Genomic DNA, 16232 nt, shown 5'->3' with positions numbered 1-16232 from the left:
GGTGAATCCCAATTCACTTAAATTTATTGACTTTGGTATGATCATTTAAATTTGACATATGAATAGGACAATTTGCTCATTACTTATTCAATGTTAAGTCTTAATTTGTAATTTAGCCTTATGGTACACTACGATCCGAAACAGTGGTTGAATGTCTTCTACTATGTCATTAAATGGAGCGGTTTTCGCCAGATCATTAAGATTATATTAGGTATAGGAATATTTAACTTTCTATTAACCTGGTATTTTCTCGATTTGCATCATTACAGAATAGAAAGTACAAGCGTTGCTCACTCTCTTTTAGGTATTGTTTTGGGTTTGTTTTTAGTATTCAGGACGAACACTGCATATGACCGCTGGTGGGAAGGCAGGAAACTTTGGGGCGCACTTGTAAATGAAACAAGAAATCTCGCTTTAAAAATCAATGCAATTTTTGATGATCAGGTTAAAAAAGTCTATTTGAGAGATCTGATTACGGCATATGTTTTTGCAATGAAAGAACATCTCCGTTTTGGAGTTCTTTATGAAGAGCTTCACTACCTGCCAAAATCTGACCTCGACAGAATTGAAGATGTCGATCATAAACCAAATTACCTGAGTGGAAGAATTTACGAAGAAGTAAACAACTCTTATAAAAAAGGTGAAATCAGTGGTGAACAGCTGTTTTTACTGGATAAAGAGATTAAAGCCTTCACGGATATCATTGGCGCTTGTGAAAGGATTAAAAATACACCAATCCCATTTTCCTACTCTGTTTACATCAAAATGTTTATCCTGGTGTATGTGGTGACTTTACCTTTCGCTTTTATGTCTGATTTTCTTTATGCATCGGTACCAATCACCATGGTGGTTTCTTATATTCTTATTAGTATCGAAGTAATTGGTGAAGAAATTGAAGATCCATTTGGCCGTGATCAGAATGATCTTCCAACGGATGAACTGTCCGAAAAAATACTGAGAAATCTAAGGGAAATTATACCTCAAAAAGAAACGAAAGAAAAGGAATCAATACTCAATTAAAGCTTTTCAATTACATTTCTGATCATTCTATCAACAATTCTGTTTGGATTGGATGAAAATCTACCTGTAATTCTGTTGGCTAAAATCGCATTTACCGACAGTGCCTTGTGACCCAACATTTTGGCAAAAGCATAGTAAGCAGAGGTTTCCATCTCAAAATTGGTGAGCCATTTGCCCTGGCAGTGGAAGTAACTGAGTTTTTCAAGAATCTTATTATCCTTGATTTCCAGATTAATTTCTCTTCCCTGAGGTCCGTAAAACCCCGGGCAGGTGACGGTAACGCCTTTGACAAAGGAATCGTTGGAGAATTGCTCTAACAATTCTTCATCTGCATCGGCTGTATACGGCGTCACATCCACATCCAGGTGATTTTTTACTTCTTCGGAAAATTCCTTCTGAGCTTTGTTTTCTTCGTAAAAATAATAGGACATCAAATTATCCAGTCCTACAGCGGATTCAGAAAGCAATATGGAGCCGACCGAAAGTCCCGACTGCATGGATCCCGAAGTTCCGAGCCGGATAATGTTCAAACTCTTCTTTTTGGCTTTAAATTTCTTCTTGCTGAAATCATAATTAGCGAGCAGATCGAGTTCGAGCATTAAGATCTCAATATTGGCAGTTCCCATACCCGTAGACATTACCGTTATTTTCTTACCATTTATCGTTCCGGTATGTGTAATGAATTCGCGCTTATTCATCTCGAAGTCAATGCTATCAAAATGACTGCTTACACGATGAACTCTACCCGGATCCCCTACCGTAAAAATTATATCAGAAATATCTTTTGGTTTCAAACTCAGATGATAGACACTACCATCTTTGTTCAGGATCAAATCAGAAGCGTTTGACACTCCCATTTATGGATTGAATACCTCTTTTCGTTTCAAATCTTTTTTTGGGTTATACCCATTAAGGGTTTTTGCATAATAACCTGTTCCATCGTAATCCCTTTTCTCAGGATGATTCATACACTCTTCAGAACACGCCCCCTGATATTCATCCCCGCAAGTATCACAAATAGCTACGTGAATATTGCATTCAGGGTTTGCACAATTGACCATTCGATCTGATGGTTTTGCACAAATGTAACACTTCGAAATAATTTTAGGATTGACCTTATTGACATCTACAGCAACCCGATTGTCAAAAACATAACATTTACCTTCAAAATCTTCACCGCCGGCTTCCATTCCGTATTTTATAATCCCACCGTGTAATTGATAAACATCGTGAAAACCATTTTCAAGTAAATAAGCACTTGCTTTTTCACATTTTACACCCCCGGTACAATAAGTGACAATTTTCTTATTCTTAAGATTTTCTAAATCCTTAATTTTATCAGGAAATTCTCTGAAATGATCAATGTCCAGAGTGATGGCATTTTTGAAGCGTCCAAGTTCATGTTCGTAATTTGACCTTACATCAAGCACTACAAAATCCGGATTTTTACTGAGTTTTATAAACTCTTCAGGCTCCACATATTTACCTGTGCGTTTCTTGGGATTAATATGCTCCAAGCCGGAATGCACGATTTCTTTTTTTAACCTCACATTTAATTTTTGAAAGGCGTGTCCATTGCTGCTGTCAATTTTAAACTCAATATCTGCAAATCTCGGATCTGCATTTAAATGCTCCATGTATTTAGAGCAATTTTCAATTGTTCCGGAAACTGTACCGTTAATGCCTTCCGCAGCTACGATAATTCTACCTCGCAAATCGAGATCAATGCAAAATTCGTGATGTTTTAACCTGAATTCTGCGGGGTCTTTAATATTTGAATAACAATAGTAAAGTAGGATTTGATGTGTCTTCATTTTCTTCTTAGTTTCTGCTAAGTGAAAGATTTATATACTAATTTTTTTTCCAGTTCTGAGCCGGATTACCAAATAAACGCGCCTCTTTTTCAACTTTATGAATAACAACCGATCCGGGTCCTATTTTGGCATTTTTCCCAATTTTAACACCAGAAATTATTGTTGCATTCGCTCCGATATATGCCCCCTCTCCTATTTCCACCTCGTCGCCGATCGATACGTTCTGTCCAATTTGTGCAAAATTTGATATTTTAGTCTTTGCACCAATACTGCTATTGGCAAAAATCTGAACATGCTGATCGATTTTGGCAAATGCTTGAATTACCACTCCGGCAGCAATAAAGTTTCCATAACCCAGAGAAGCTGATTCTGAAATAATTGCCGAATTATGAATGGCATTCATTGGCATCGTTTTACGATCTTCAGTTAGCATTGTGATGACCTTCTCGCGTTCTTCCAGTTCTTCCAATGCAATAAAAGCTTCGGCTTTTTTACTGATAAGTTTTAGAAATCCATGATCATCGGTATTCCCCAATACAGATATATCATCGATCAATTTTCCGTGTCGCTCTTCATCATCATCAAGAAATCCATAAACCACGATATCATGGCTCTTGAAAATATCTAAAGCATGCATGGCCATTGTGCCCGAACCAAATATTATTACAGGTTTTTTCATTGGCCCGCAAATTTAAGGCTTTGAGAATCATTGTGCAATCGATGAAAGCTCAGCTCTTGGCAAATGATAATTTTAAAGGATGAATTAATAAATACATTAAAAAAGGAAGGCAAATAGACTTGTATCGATACAAAGAACCAAAATTTGGGGTGGCCAGGCTTACAAAGGTCAGGGCAATAAGTAAGAGTAGGATGATAACATATTGATGTTTTGCTATTCTATTTGATTTGAAACTAAAAAGCAAAAAGGCTGCTAAAAGGATGTAATTTTCAATTGAATAAATAAACAATTGTATGTTTTGCCACTCCCATGGAAATGGCCGCAAAAAAGCATTTACGAATGCGAAAGGAAGATTAACAATTATACTAAACCAATCAGCTTGAGAAAAACTGTAATAAAGATCAATTCCATTATTACCAAAACTTAAAATTCTATGATGGGAATTATAAATGAAAAAAGGTAATTCAATTGGATTTAAAACAGGATGAAAAATAAGAATACCTATTACCGATGCCAATAGTAAAAGGGAAATTGGTATCGAGAATTTTGGGCTTAATGTGCGATAAAGATAAAGGCCCACAATCAATAGAAGAAATATTGAATAAAAGTACCTCAGTTTAAAAAAGATAAGAAAAGCAAACAGGCTCATTATCAGCACCCAAAAGTTTACTTTCTTTTTAAATATATAATCCAATAATGCTATTAGAGAAACGAGCAAGCTAATAAAAACAAAACTCTCTTTAAAGATTCCCGATGTCCAAATCAACACTGAAGGAAAAACAAAAAATGAAAATATTAGTATAATAAAGTCCTTAGAAAAGAACTGAAAATAGCGAATGAAAAGGATAAGCAAGATTAAATAACTCATACTTCCAATTAGAATGCTCGCCAGCCAGTAATTGCATAGAGATACCCAGCATATTGGGATAAGAAATTTGAGAAAAAGAGCAGACCTGGGTGTATCTATATCCAGATTAATCTGAGAGTAAAAAACAAATTCAAAAATTTCCGCAATGGGCTTTTGGAGAATTTCAGATGCCGTATTAAAAAAATAAAAACTATCGCCCGATTGCTCCTTGAAATGATAATAATACATTCCAATTGCAAGGCCTGAACTTATTTTTATCAGGTATAGAGGAATAGAAATTTTAATAGAAAGTTTATTCTTATTTCTCCATATATAGAATAAGGTGAATGCTATAAGAACTATCCAAATAATAAATGCCCACATTAAAATTCTCTTACGATGCTAACTCCAATATTGCATTTCAAACATTTGCGCTCGGCACAGTAATTATTATATAAATGTATCAATGCCTGAGAGTCAAATGCGTTATTATTGGGAAAGGTATAATTTTTCCAGAAACGCGTGATTTTGTTGTTTTCAGGTGAGATTTCCTCTAGAATTTTCAGTGCCCTGTCCATATAGGAATCATTTGATCTTATCCTGGAATAGCTGACCCAGATGGGAATAATAGCATTGATAATAAGGCTTTCTATGCTTGAATCTCCAATTTTTGATATGCCTTTTTCAGTTTCATTTGAAAATTTGTAATGCTTTTGCCAATAAGTACTAGGCTCATCGTTAAAAAAAGATTTTACATCGGCGAGTGTTTCCATATTGAGAATATTGCTGAGTAAATGTTCTTTTTCATGTATGAATGCGGCAAATTGAGCAAGTCTAAGCGTTGGAAAATTCCCCGGCCTCAATCTGAAAAATTTCCAGATTACCGGATTCAATTCACTTTGATTTTCAAATTTCAATTTTAGCCTCTTGTAAACTTCCTTAATCTCATTAAAATAAGAATCGTTTTTACGTTCACCTTTTAAAAACCCCGATGTTCCAAATAATATGGCTTCAATTTCTTTCTTATTGTTGGTAAAGCGTTTTATTTCCTTAAATGAAATTTTTGATGCCAGCTCGTTAAAACCTTCTTTATTCCTTTTAAATCCAAAACTTTTGAGTATAAATTTGAAGCAAGCTTCCTCCCAATCCCCTTTTAATTTGTCGAGAACATGTTTGAATAAAAGCGACTTTTGTTCAAGTCTTTCAATCAGTACCCTATCCATCATTGAAATGAGAATTACGCGATTAGTCTTTTCTATATGAGACTGACAGGGTACTTCCTGAGTACTGTTGATCAGTTTTTCGTAATTCTGATAAAAATTTAAAGGAATGCGCCCGCGTAATTCTATCGTAGGGATTAATTTGCCCGCTGCATTTTTAACTTCTTTATCATTTTCCAAAACGACGTGTAAAATGACATTGTTATAGGCCGGATCTTCCTGATGCTTATGGCTATCCCATTCACTGCTTTTTAAATGTATCTCAACATGCCCGTAGAAATCGAGATCATCAAAGTGTATATGAGCCTGTGAAAAATCAGGTCCGGCATGAGAATTAATGCTGCCGGGCTTAATGACATTTAATGCCTCTCCACTAATGAGACTTAAACCCTGCTTATTAAAAAGCTGAAATTGCCATATAAATTGAAGAAATGCTTCTTTCAAAAACCCACTATAAATTATTAGCTCCGAAAATACGAATATAATTTATGGCCAATTTCTAAAAAGTCTTTTTTCAATTAATTTTTACTCGACAATACTCAGTTTTACCATATTGGTACGCAATTTTTTGTACATCGGCATACTTGCAGTATTGATATATACATCACCTTTGCTCAAATAGCCTTGTTCTACCAATATCTTTTCAAGATCCTCAATGGTATCATCAGTTGATTCAAATTTATCGTAATAGATGCCGCGAACGCCCCAAAGTAAGTTAAGAGTACTCAATATTGATTTATTGGCCGTGAAAATAAATATATGAGATTTGGGTCTGTGGCCTGAAAGTCTAAATCCCGTATATCCGGAAAAAGTCATTCCGGTAATGGCTTTGGCATCGGTAATTTCAGCCAAACGAACCGACATGGAGATTACCGAATCGTGAACAAAAGTGTCGGACTCCTCATTTAAGGCATAATGCTTATAATATATATCGGCATTTTCTTCAACCGACTGAATGGTACGGCTCATACTAATGACAGTTTGAATAGGATACTTTCCAACTGAGGTTTCTCCGCTTAACATTAAAACATCGGCACCATCCAATACCGCATTGGCCACGTCATTGGTTTCCGCACGCGTGGGTCTAGGGTTCTCGATCATGCTTTCCATCATTTGAGTGGCAATAATCACCGGCTTTGCTGCGTATTTGCATTTTTTGGCAATCATTTTTTGAACGATGGGAACTTCTTCCATATATATTTCCACACCCAAATCTCCCCTGGCTACCATTATGGCATCCGATACATCAATGATCTCATCAATGTTCTCAATCGCCTCAGGTTTCTCAACTTTGGAGATGATCTTGGCATTGCTGTCCTTAGCTTTTATTTTTTTTCTAAGATCTTTTACATCATCTGCATGTCGTACAAATGAAAGCGCAATCCAGTCAATATTATTTTTAAGTCCAAATTCTAGATCTTCCAAATCTTTTTCAGTCAGTGAGGGAAGAGATATCTTTGTACTTGGAAGATTAATCCCTTTTTTGGATCGCAAAGGGCCACCGTAAATCACCTCCGTGTGTATTTCTTTTTTCTTTTTATCAACTTCTAAAACTTTGAGTTCAATTTTTCCATCGTCTACTAAAATACCCTCTCCGGGTTGTACATCCTTATAAATTTGGGTGTATGTAGTAAATACTTTTTTAGCATTACCGATTATTTTTTCAGTGGAAATGGTGAGTTTATCACCAGGGTTTATAATGACTTCTCCGTTTTCTACCTCCCCAATCCTGATCTTTGGCCCCTGTAAGTCCTGAAGAATACTTATATGTGTACCGTATTCCCTGTTAATTTCATTGATATTTTTAATTACGACCATGTGATCTTTATGTGAACCATGAGAAAAGTTTAATCGAAATACATCGACACCGGCCTTTACAAGTTCAACTAATTTTTCTTTACTGCTACTCGCTGGGCCAACGGTTGCAATAATCTTGGTCCGATTATATGAAGTTTCCATATTTCAAAAAGCTATATTGTGTTTTGATTTTAGCGTTTCAGGATTGAATGATTTGAGCAATTGAATGCTGTCTATATTCCTTATTCGTTGATTTATGGCATCAAAATTAATTTCTGCCTCAGTTTCAATTAAAAATAGATAATCAAAATCCTTTAGTTCGGGCAAAAGCAAAGCTTGTTCACTGTACTCTATTTGATATGCCCTGTTTTTTAAAAGCCTAAAAGTAGTGTATTCATTATTGAATTGATAAAGCGGATAGGAGTTTTTTTTATCTTCTTTAAAAAGAATTTGCCAATCTTTCTTTCTGGCTAGTTCTATTCCAAGCTCTTTTGATAATTTCCAAGCTAATTTATAATCGGGCCAGGGGCATACCATTGCGAGCAAAACCCCATTCCATTCATAAGCGATGTCCAATTTATACTTTTTCGCCATATCTGATTTTCAATTGCAAATTTTAAATGGGAATCTTTTATTCTAATAACTATTTGACAAATATATTTTAATCCATTTCTTTGCACAGTACTTTTTAAAACTTTGTAAAATGTCAGAAATCGCACAAAAGGTAAAAAGCATTATTGTTGATAAGTTAGGAGTGGAAGAGTCAGAGGTGACTCCGGAAGCTAGCTTCACAAATGATTTAGGAGCAGACTCATTAGATACGGTAGAGCTTATCATGGAATTCGAGAAAGAATTCAACATTTCAATCCCAGACGACCAGGCTGAAAATATAGCTACTGTCGGACAGGCTATCTCCTATCTTGAGGAGCATGTAAAATAATAGTCCATTTTATGGAGTTGAGGAGAGTTGTAGTAACGGGACTTGGTGCTTTGACACCTATTGGGATAGGTGTAGACAATTATTGGAAAGGTTTATCCAATGGTGTCAGTGGAGCAGCCCCGATTACCAGGTTCGATGCCGAAAAATTCAAAACCCGTTTTGCTTGTGAGTTGAAAGATTATAATTCGCTTGATTATTTCGATAGAAAGGAAGCGCGAAAATTAGATCCATATGCTCAATATGCAATGACTTGTGCCGATCAGGCTGTAGAGGATTCCGGCTTGCTGGGTTCGAGTTTTGATCAGGACAGAGTAGGTGTGATTTGGGCTTCGGGCATCGGTGGTTTACTTACATTCCAGGAGGAAGTCATGAGCTTTTCTCAGGGAGATGGTACTCCGAGATTTAACCCTTTCTTTATTCCAAAAATGATTGCAGACATTGGTGCAGGACAGATTTCCATTAAATATGGCTTTCGCGGTCCCAATTTTGCAACCGTTTCAGCATGCGCATCCTCAACCAATGCTCTCGTAGATGCTTTTAATTATATCCGTCTCGGAATGGCCGATGTCTTTGTTAGCGGTGGCTCAGAAGCTGCTGTTACTGAAGCCGGCGTTGGTGGGTTTAATGCCATGAAAGCTCTTTCCGAACGCAATGATTCGCCTGAAACCGCATCACGACCTTTTGATAAGGACAGGGATGGCTTTGTTTTGGGAGAAGGTGCAGGTGCATTGATTTTGGAAGAATACGAACATGCCAAAGCACGTGGTGCAAACATTTATGCCGAATTGATCGGTGGTGGCATGTCGGCAGATGCTTATCATATTACAGCACCACATCCCGATGGCATTGGTGCAACCAATGTGATGAAAAATGCCATTAAAGATGCCAAGATCAAACCGGAAGAAGTAGATTATATCAATGTGCACGGCACATCCACTCCTCTTGGAGATATTAGCGAGACCAAGGCCATACAGGCCATATTTGGTGAGCATGCCTACAATCTCAATATCAGTTCAACAAAATCCATGACCGGCCATTTATTAGGTGCAGCCGGAGCAATCGAGGCAATTGCCAGTGTTTTGGCAATTAAACACCAAACGGTCCCCCCAACCATCAATCATTTTACCGATGATGAGGGGCTTGATCCAAAACTAAATTTCACTTTTAATAAAGCTCAAAAAAGAAAAGTGGATGTAGCATTGAGTAATACATTTGGATTTGGCGGACACAACACCTCGCTTATTTTCAGAAAAATTTAACTGCCAAAGAAATTGGCACTCTTCAAAAAACTCAGTCGAAGGGAAAAATTAATCAAACAAAGTATTAAGAGCATTACGGGTGACAAACCCGGTAATTTAAGCCTCTATGAGCTCGCATTGCGACATTCTTCTATTGCTCCAACCAATAGTGAAGGATTTAAAGAAAGTAATGAACGGCTGGAATATCTGGGTGATGCAATTCTTGGGGCAGTTGTTGCTGATTTTCTATTTAAAAAATATCCTTTCAAAGACGAGGGCTTTCTCACCGAAATCAGAGCCCGAATTGTAAATCGTGAAATGCTTAAAAGTGTCGCATTTAATATAGGTTTACAAAATCTGATTGAAGTTGATAAACGATTGAAAAGACATAAAAGTAAAAAAGCTTTAATGGGCGATGCCATGGAAGCGATTATTGGTGCATATTATCTCGACAAAGGCTACAGAAAGTGTAAAAAATTCATTGAAAATAAACTATTGAATCATCAAATCAATGTAGATAAGATTGTTAAAGAAGGCAAGAATTATAAATCTACTTTGATAGAATGGTCTCAAAAAGAAAATATTGAAATTAACTTTGAAATAATTGAGGAGACCGGCAACAGCCATAATAAGGAATTTACATCTGCCATATTTTTGGATGGCGAAAAAGTTGGTGAAGGAAGCGGAAAAACCAAAAAGAAAGCAGAACAAGCAGCCGCACTGGAAGTTTGTAAATTGAAGGGCTTTATTAATTAAACACAATGCTAAAAATAGCAGCTGCATCTTTAAGCCAGACACCAATTGCCTGGACTAAAAACATCGACAACATAAGCAAAGCCTGCGACGAAGCCAGAAATCAAGGCGCAGATATTCTTTGCCTTCCCGAATTATGTTTGACAGGATATAGTTGTGAGGATATGTTTTTCAGCGACTGGTTGTCAAAGGAAGCGCTTGAGAAATTAAAAATATGCATTCCCTTATCTAAAGGCCTACTGCTTAATATTGGTCTTCCGATTCGTTTTAATAACAAATTGTACAATTGCAATGCCATCCTTGAAGATGCCAAACTCAAAGGTTTTGTGGCCAAACAATTACTCGCCAATGGTGGTGTTTATTATGAACCGAGATGGTTTGAATCCTGGCCGGCAAGTCATTTGGATCAAATTGAATGGGAGGGCCGTACATACCCTATTGGTGAATATTCATTTGATTTTAAAGGCAAAAAGATTGCCATGGAAATTTGTGAAGATGCCTGGCAGGAAGAACATCGTCCCGGACATCGCTATGCCGAACAAAAAGTGGATATAATACTAAATCCAAGTGCCAGCCATTTCGCATTGAATAAAACCTTGGATCGGCAAAAGCTCGTTCAAACGAGCTCAAGCAATTTTAATTGCATATACGTGTATGCAAATTTACTTGGAAATGATTCGGGTCGACTTGTATTTGACGGAGAAGTAATTATCGCGGAAAAAGGCGATATCAAAGTGAGAAATAAATTGCTTCCTTTTTCAGATGTAAATCTCCTGGTCTACACGGGACAAAAAGAAGAACTTCCACCTTCGGAAAGCGATAATAATTATTTGTTCCCAAAATCAGTAGCCCTCGCCCTATACGATTATCTGCGAAAAAGCAATGCCAATGGTTTTGTACTAAGTTTAAGTGGAGGTGCCGATTCCTCTTCTTGTGCATTATTGGTAGCGCACATGGTGAGAAGAGCCATGCAAGATATAGGTGAAAAAGAATTCATTGATCAACTCCCAAATATATCATGGCAATTGCCCAATGATTTTTACGAGCTGCCTAAAGAAAAAATTGAAAAAATAATTATCCATAACTTATTGACAGTGGTATTTCAGTCTTCTGTGAATTCATCGGAAAAAACATTTGAAGCTGCAAAATACCTCGCTGATAGCCTTGGAGCGAAGTTTTACCATTGGAGTATTCAGGAAGAGGTGGATTCATATACCAAAAAAATTGAAAAGACGATAGGTAGAACTTTAAACTGGGAGGATGATGATTTGAGCTTACAAAATATTCAGGCGCGTTCGCGTTCACCCATCATTTGGATGCTGGCCAATTTAAAAAATGCACTTTTATTGACCACATCTAATAGAAGCGAAGGTGATGTGGGTTACACCACAATGGATGGGGATACTTCAGGAAGTATAGCACCAATCGCAGGTGTGGCCAAATCATTTTTACTTCAATGGCTTATTTGGGCAGAGCCCAATCTGAATTTCCCCGGACTTTCAAAAATCAACCAATTAAAACCAACTGCCGAATTGCGTCCTTCGCATCATGAACAAACCGATGAAAGCGATCTTATGCCCTATTCGATTTTACATCAAATTGAAATTTTGGCAATCAGAGACCGACTTAAGCCGATAGAAGTTTATACCAAAATGCAAGGGAAAACGTCGTATTCTAATAAAGAAATGAAAGACTGGGTCATTAAATTTTTTAAACTCTGGTCCAGAAATCAATGGAAAAGGGAAAGAATTGCGCCGACTTTTCATATTGATGACTTTAATGTTGATCCCAAAACCTGGTGTCGTTTTCCAATTCTATCGGGTGGCTTTGAAGAAGAGTTGAAAGATCTGGAAAATATCAGTTAAACCTGAAAATTAATCGCAATTTCGATTAAACCAATCCGGGAAAGACAATTCGCAAACCTTAATTCTAAATTCTTAATTCCTAAGCTTATCTTTGCGCAAATTTTAATTAATGCTTCAATTTATTCTTTGGGACGTCAGTCCGCAAATATTTCAGGCAGGGGGATTCGAACTGCGTTGGTATGGACTTCTTTTTGCAACAGGTTTTCTGATTGGTCAGCAAATACTCAGCAAGTGGTATAAAAAAGAAGGTAAAAATGTAAAGGATGTTGAGGCTATTACCATTTACACGGTAGTGGCTACGGTGATTGGCGCACGATTGGGGCATTGTCTTTTTTACGAACCTGAATTTTATCTTTCCAATCCTTTGGAAATACTTAAAGTATGGAAAGGTGGTCTCGCCAGCCATGGTGCAGCCATAGGAATTTTAATTGGATTGTATCTGTATGCCAAAAGTCGTGCCGACCAAACTTATTTATACGTTCTCGACAGGGTTGTTATCCTTGTTGCTCTTGGTGGTGGATTTATCCGAATGGGCAATCTTATGAATTCAGAAATTATAGGAAAACAATCGGATGTTCCATGGGCTTTGGTATATTCTCATAGTGCTGAATACAAACTTGAAAACTATTTTGAAAATTTTATCAACAATGCCGAATTAGATCGTATCGACAGTGAAATTGCCAGAGAAAATGGCTTATTACAATTGCGCTTGGATTTTAAGGATACCATTAATCAGGAATACGCCACTTATTTTGCGACATCCGAGATGGAAGAGGCGCTCAATAGGTACGAAGCGCTCGCCAAATTTATTGCACTCGATTCCGATGCCAATCCTCCCCTACTGGCCGGCAATAATCGCACTATTGTTTTTGCTGTTAAAGCTATTCCAAGACATCCTACTCAGGTTTATGAGAGTTTATCTTATTTCCTGATCGCCGCCTTTCTATTCTTTGCATTTTACAAACCGGCAGAAGGGAAACCGGTTGAGGGGAAAATTTTTTCCATGTTCTTAATACTCCTTTTTGGAATTAGAATTGTCCATGAATTTTTTAAAGAGAATCAAGTTGATTTTGAAGAAGGATTGCAACTTAATCTTGGACAATCATTGAGTATTCCACTCGTTCTAGCTGGGGTAATTCTTTACATATATGTAATTAGAAAGGATAAGAGAAAGACCGAATAAGGATTTCCCAAAACTTCAGAGATATTGTTAAAACCACATCAGATATTCTTTCTATGTGTAGGCATTTTCATGGCTGCAAAAGGGTTTGGTTCTACGCTTGCAAAAGATTCTGTTCCGAATGATATTTTGATCGTCAGGGACATTAGAATTGAAGGAAACAAACGCACAAGACCACAAATTATTTACAGGGAATTGGCCTTAGAAAGTGGCGATACCATTCCACGGGAAAACCTTTCGCTTTTATTAGAGAAAGAGGTCAATAAAATCTTTAATACGCAACTTTTCAATATTGTAGAGGTAGACTATGTGCTTGATGGTGAATACATAGACATTTGGTATACCGTCATTGAGCGCTGGTATATATGGCCTTCATTTCACCTTGATCTTGGTGATCGTAACTTTAACGAATGGTTGCTACAAAGAGGAGCCGGAGCAGAAAGGCTGGTCTACGGTCTTACCTTTCGCGATAAGAATTTTAGAGGAAGACGGGAAAATATCAAATTGAAATTCCAACTGGGTTTTACCAGGAAATTTGAAGCTTTTTATGACATACCCTATGTTAATAAAAACAGGAAAACCGGCATGGGATTCAAGGTCTCCTATTCGGATAACAATACAGTTGCTTTTCAGGTCAATGACCATAAACTGGAATTTGTAGATAGCGATGAGCTCCAGAGAAGGCGCTTTTATTCAACCTTTTATTTGGTGAGGAGAAGTGAGTTTTATGGTCAACAAAGTGTGGAGCTCAATTATCATCAGCAATGGGTAGGTGATACCATCAGTGCATTAAATCCCAATTATTTTGGGGATTCGGCATCGAAAGTAGAATATTTTAATTTGAGTTATGCCTATTCCTGGGATCGGAGAAATATTGCTTATTATGCCACAAAGGGATATATCATTGGCGTGGGCATAGGAAAAGCCGGACTAGGCCTTCTCGATGATATCGATGTTTGGGAAATGCGTCTGCAGGGTGCGAAATATTTTGAATTGGGAAAGAAATTTTATTCCTCGCATTATGCCAGTACAAAAATTTCAGCTCCAAATTCTCAACCCTTTTTCCTGTATCAGGGTTTGGGTTATGGCGATGATATACTTAGGGGTTTTGACCTTTATGTTATCAATGGCAATCATTATGTGATCAATAAAAATGAATTAAAATACGAGCTCTTTTCCTTCAAAAAAACCTTCAATTTTATTCCACTTGACCAGTTTAAGGTTTTACCTGTAAAAGTCTTTATAAAAGTCTTTGCCGATCTGGGTTATGTCGATAACCGCAATACCAGAGATTTGAATGCCCGTTTCTCTAATACATTTTTGAGTGGCTATGGAATTGGTATTGATGTTGCCACTTTTTACGATCTTGTGTTCAGAACCGAATATGCCATTAGCCAGGAAGGGGAAACTAACCTTTTCCTTAATCTTCAGGCAGCATTCTGATCAGCTAAAAATTTCCACCAAAAAATAAGCCATAAGCGCTATTACCAGTGATGCTGCAAGATTTAGCAGCCAGCCTGTTTTCATCATGTCGCGCATTCGGATATGACCGCTAGCAAAGACTACCGCATTGGGAGGTGTGCTTATCGGCATCATAAAGGCACAACTAGAAGCCAATGTAGCTGGTACTACAAGAAGCAGCGGATCAATATTTAGTCCACCCGCTATTCCAATAGCAACCGGAATAAAAATGGTGACCAGGGCTACATTGCTCATTATTTCTGTTAGAAATAATACTAAAACTGTAACCAACAGGACCATAATGAATATATGAACGCCTTGCATTTCCATGACCAATTGACCTACTTTTTGTATCAGACCAACTTCTTCCAATGACCTGGCCAGACACATGCCACCACCAAAAAGGATCAATATACCCCAAGGCAGCTTTTTCATGTCTTCCCATGAGAGTAAAAAACGGGAATGTTTAAAACTCTGTGGTACAATAAACATCAGTAGTCCGCCACTCATGGCCGTTGCAGAATCCGAAAGCAGGTCCGCTCCGATAAGACTATTTATCTGTAACTTAAATATCCAGGCCAAAGCCGTTAGTGAGAAGATAGAAATGACTTTCCATTCAGCATTGCTTATTGGACCCAAATCATCAATTTCTTTTCTTATAAGCTCTTCTGAATTGGGGATGTGTTCCAGTTTATTTGGAAAAAGCACTTTGATTAGTAAAAAATAGGTCAGGATTAAAAGCGTAATGCCCACTGACATACCTATACCCAACCATTGCACAAATTGAATTTCATAGTCAAGGATTTCTTTTAAATAACCCGCCATAACAATATTGGGAGGCGTACCGATTAGGGTCATGGTTCCACCGATATTTGCCGCATAGGCAATACAAAGCATCAAGGCCAGGGCAAATCGTTCACGTTTTTTATCCTTTCCGCTATTTTTATTGTCGCTTAAAAGTTCTATGACCGATAATGCCACCGGAAGCATCATCACCGCCGTAGCGGTATTGCTTATCCACATACTTAAAAGTGCTGTAGAGATCATAAATCCCATGATAATTCCATCCCCGGAAGTACCAGTAAGTTTGAGAATATTTAAAGCAATACGAAGATGAAGTTTATGCTTTTCCAGGGCTAATGCTATCATAAATCCACCCATAAAAAGAAAAATGATCGGATTGGCATAGGGTGCGGTAGATTGTGTAATGGAAAATACTCCCAGATAAGGCAAAAGCACCATTGGTAATAGTGCCGTAACCGGTACCGGAACTACCTCCCCTATCCACCAAATGACCATCCAAAGTGCCATGGATAAAACACGGAACATTTGAATTTCCATACCCGGATCTTGTATAAAAAAAGAAAGGATAAAGACCGTCGGCCCCAGAAGGAGTGTAACAATTCGTGTTGTGTTCA

Annotated in this window: 15 protein-coding genes; 7 read left to right on the top strand and 8 right to left on the bottom strand. The window is 37.4% G+C overall.

What is annotated here, in order from left to right; genetic code table 11:
- Positions 1 to 120 precede the first annotated feature (120 nt).
- The gene (locus HZR84_13525) at positions 121 to 1020 is read left to right on the top strand and encodes a hypothetical protein (protein QNL22916.1); all 900 of its coding nucleotides are present in this window, start codon (positions 121 to 123) and stop codon (positions 1018 to 1020) included.
- On the opposite strand, the gene HZR84_13520 is transcribed toward HZR84_13525, so the two are convergent.
- The 7 genes from HZR84_13520 to HZR84_13490 form a co-directional block, all read right to left on the bottom strand.
- Positions 1017 to 1877, bottom strand: a complete 861-nt coding sequence (locus HZR84_13520) for a nucleoside phosphorylase (protein QNL22915.1) — start codon at positions 1875 to 1877, stop codon at positions 1017 to 1019. The two genes, HZR84_13525 and HZR84_13520, sit on opposite strands and share 4 nt — an antisense overlap.
- Positions 1878 to 2834, bottom strand: a complete 957-nt coding sequence (locus HZR84_13515; GenBank protein QNL22914.1) for a rhodanese-related sulfurtransferase — start codon at positions 2832 to 2834, stop codon at positions 1878 to 1880.
- A gap of 37 nt (positions 2835 to 2871) precedes the next feature.
- A complete protein-coding gene (locus HZR84_13510) occupies positions 2872 to 3513 on the bottom strand; it encodes a NeuD/PglB/VioB family sugar acetyltransferase (GenBank protein ID QNL22913.1) in 642 nt (213 codons plus the stop codon).
- Between the two features lie 49 nt (positions 3514 to 3562).
- A complete protein-coding gene (locus HZR84_13505) occupies positions 3563 to 4744 on the bottom strand; it encodes a hypothetical protein (GenBank protein ID QNL22912.1) in 1182 nt (393 codons plus the stop codon).
- Positions 4744 to 6024 carry a DUF2851 family protein gene (locus HZR84_13500; GenBank protein QNL22911.1) on the bottom strand — a complete coding sequence of 427 codons (1281 nt, stop codon included), beginning with the start codon at positions 6022 to 6024 and terminating at the stop codon, positions 4744 to 4746. The genes HZR84_13505 and HZR84_13500 overlap by 1 nt, the downstream gene beginning before the upstream one ends.
- A gap of 81 nt (positions 6025 to 6105) precedes the next feature.
- Complete coding sequence (pyk, locus tag HZR84_13495) at positions 6106 to 7539, bottom strand: pyruvate kinase (protein QNL22910.1); 1434 nt, start codon at positions 7537 to 7539, stop codon at positions 6106 to 6108.
- A gap of 3 nt (positions 7540 to 7542) precedes the next feature.
- The gene (locus tag HZR84_13490) at positions 7543 to 7971 is read right to left on the bottom strand and encodes an IPExxxVDY family protein (protein QNL22909.1); all 429 of its coding nucleotides are present in this window, start codon (positions 7969 to 7971) and stop codon (positions 7543 to 7545) included.
- 109 nt (positions 7972 to 8080) lie between these two features.
- On the opposite strand from HZR84_13490, the gene HZR84_13485 reads away from it, so the two are divergent.
- From HZR84_13485 to HZR84_13460, 6 genes are all read left to right on the top strand, one after another.
- Positions 8081 to 8317 carry an acyl carrier protein gene (locus HZR84_13485; GenBank protein ID QNL22908.1) on the top strand — a complete coding sequence of 79 codons (237 nt, stop codon included), beginning with the start codon at positions 8081 to 8083 and terminating at the stop codon, positions 8315 to 8317.
- Between the two features lie 11 nt (positions 8318 to 8328).
- Positions 8329 to 9576 carry a beta-ketoacyl-ACP synthase II gene (gene fabF / locus HZR84_13480; GenBank protein QNL22907.1) on the top strand — a complete coding sequence of 416 codons (1248 nt, stop codon included), beginning with the start codon at positions 8329 to 8331 and terminating at the stop codon, positions 9574 to 9576.
- Positions 9577 to 10311 carry a ribonuclease III gene (gene rnc / locus HZR84_13475; GenBank protein ID QNL23270.1) on the top strand — a complete coding sequence of 245 codons (735 nt, stop codon included), beginning with the start codon at positions 9577 to 9579 and terminating at the stop codon, positions 10309 to 10311.
- 5 nt (positions 10312 to 10316) lie between these two features.
- Complete coding sequence (nadE, locus tag HZR84_13470; protein QNL22906.1) at positions 10317 to 12173, top strand: NAD(+) synthase; 1857 nt, start codon at positions 10317 to 10319, stop codon at positions 12171 to 12173.
- 109 nt (positions 12174 to 12282) lie between these two features.
- Complete coding sequence (locus HZR84_13465) at positions 12283 to 13356, top strand: prolipoprotein diacylglyceryl transferase (protein ID QNL22905.1); 1074 nt, start codon at positions 12283 to 12285, stop codon at positions 13354 to 13356.
- A gap of 24 nt (positions 13357 to 13380) precedes the next feature.
- Complete coding sequence (locus tag HZR84_13460; GenBank protein ID QNL22904.1) at positions 13381 to 14796, top strand: BamA/TamA family outer membrane protein; 1416 nt, start codon at positions 13381 to 13383, stop codon at positions 14794 to 14796.
- Here the strand turns inward: HZR84_13460 and HZR84_13455 are convergent, their stop codons facing one another.
- Complete coding sequence (locus HZR84_13455) at positions 14797 to 16155, bottom strand: SLC13/DASS family transporter (GenBank protein ID QNL23269.1); 1359 nt, start codon at positions 16153 to 16155, stop codon at positions 14797 to 14799.
- Positions 16156 to 16232 lie beyond the last annotated feature (77 nt).

The organism is Hyphobacterium sp. CCMP332 (assembly GCA_014323545.1).
GTDB lineage: Bacteria > Bacteroidota > Bacteroidia > Cytophagales > CCMP332 > CCMP332.
The sequence above is the reverse complement of the archived record's forward strand: the minus strand, read 5'-3'. Positions and strand labels throughout refer to the sequence as shown.

What these genes read in the sequence shown, in the direction of transcription:
- HZR84_13525 (QNL22916.1), top strand. Translation starts at nt 121, where the DNA reads ATGGTACACTACGATCCGAAACAGTGGTTGAATGTCTTCTACTATGTC.
- HZR84_13520 (QNL22915.1), bottom strand. Translation starts at nt 1,877, where the DNA reads ATGGGAGTGTCAAACGCTTCTGATTTGATCCTGAACAAAGATGGTAGT.
- HZR84_13515 (QNL22914.1), bottom strand. Translation starts at nt 2,834, where the DNA reads ATGAAGACACATCAAATCCTACTTTACTATTGTTATTCAAATATTAAA.
- HZR84_13510 (QNL22913.1), bottom strand. Translation starts at nt 3,513, where the DNA reads ATGAAAAAACCTGTAATAATATTTGGTTCGGGCACAATGGCCATGCAT.
- HZR84_13505 (QNL22912.1), bottom strand. Translation starts at nt 4,744, where the DNA reads ATGTGGGCATTTATTATTTGGATAGTTCTTATAGCATTCACCTTATTC.
- pyk (QNL22910.1), bottom strand. Translation starts at nt 7,539, where the DNA reads ATGGAAACTTCATATAATCGGACCAAGATTATTGCAACCGTTGGCCCA.
- HZR84_13490 (QNL22909.1), bottom strand. Translation starts at nt 7,971, where the DNA reads ATGGCGAAAAAGTATAAATTGGACATCGCTTATGAATGGAATGGGGTT.
- HZR84_13485 (QNL22908.1), top strand. Translation starts at nt 8,081, where the DNA reads ATGTCAGAAATCGCACAAAAGGTAAAAAGCATTATTGTTGATAAGTTA.
- fabF (QNL22907.1), top strand. Translation starts at nt 8,329, where the DNA reads ATGGAGTTGAGGAGAGTTGTAGTAACGGGACTTGGTGCTTTGACACCT.
- nadE (QNL22906.1), top strand. Translation starts at nt 10,317, where the DNA reads ATGCTAAAAATAGCAGCTGCATCTTTAAGCCAGACACCAATTGCCTGG.
- HZR84_13465 (QNL22905.1), top strand. Translation starts at nt 12,283, where the DNA reads ATGCTTCAATTTATTCTTTGGGACGTCAGTCCGCAAATATTTCAGGCA.
- HZR84_13455 (QNL23269.1), bottom strand. Translation starts at nt 16,155, where the DNA reads ATGGAAATTCAAATGTTCCGTGTTTTATCCATGGCACTTTGGATGGTC.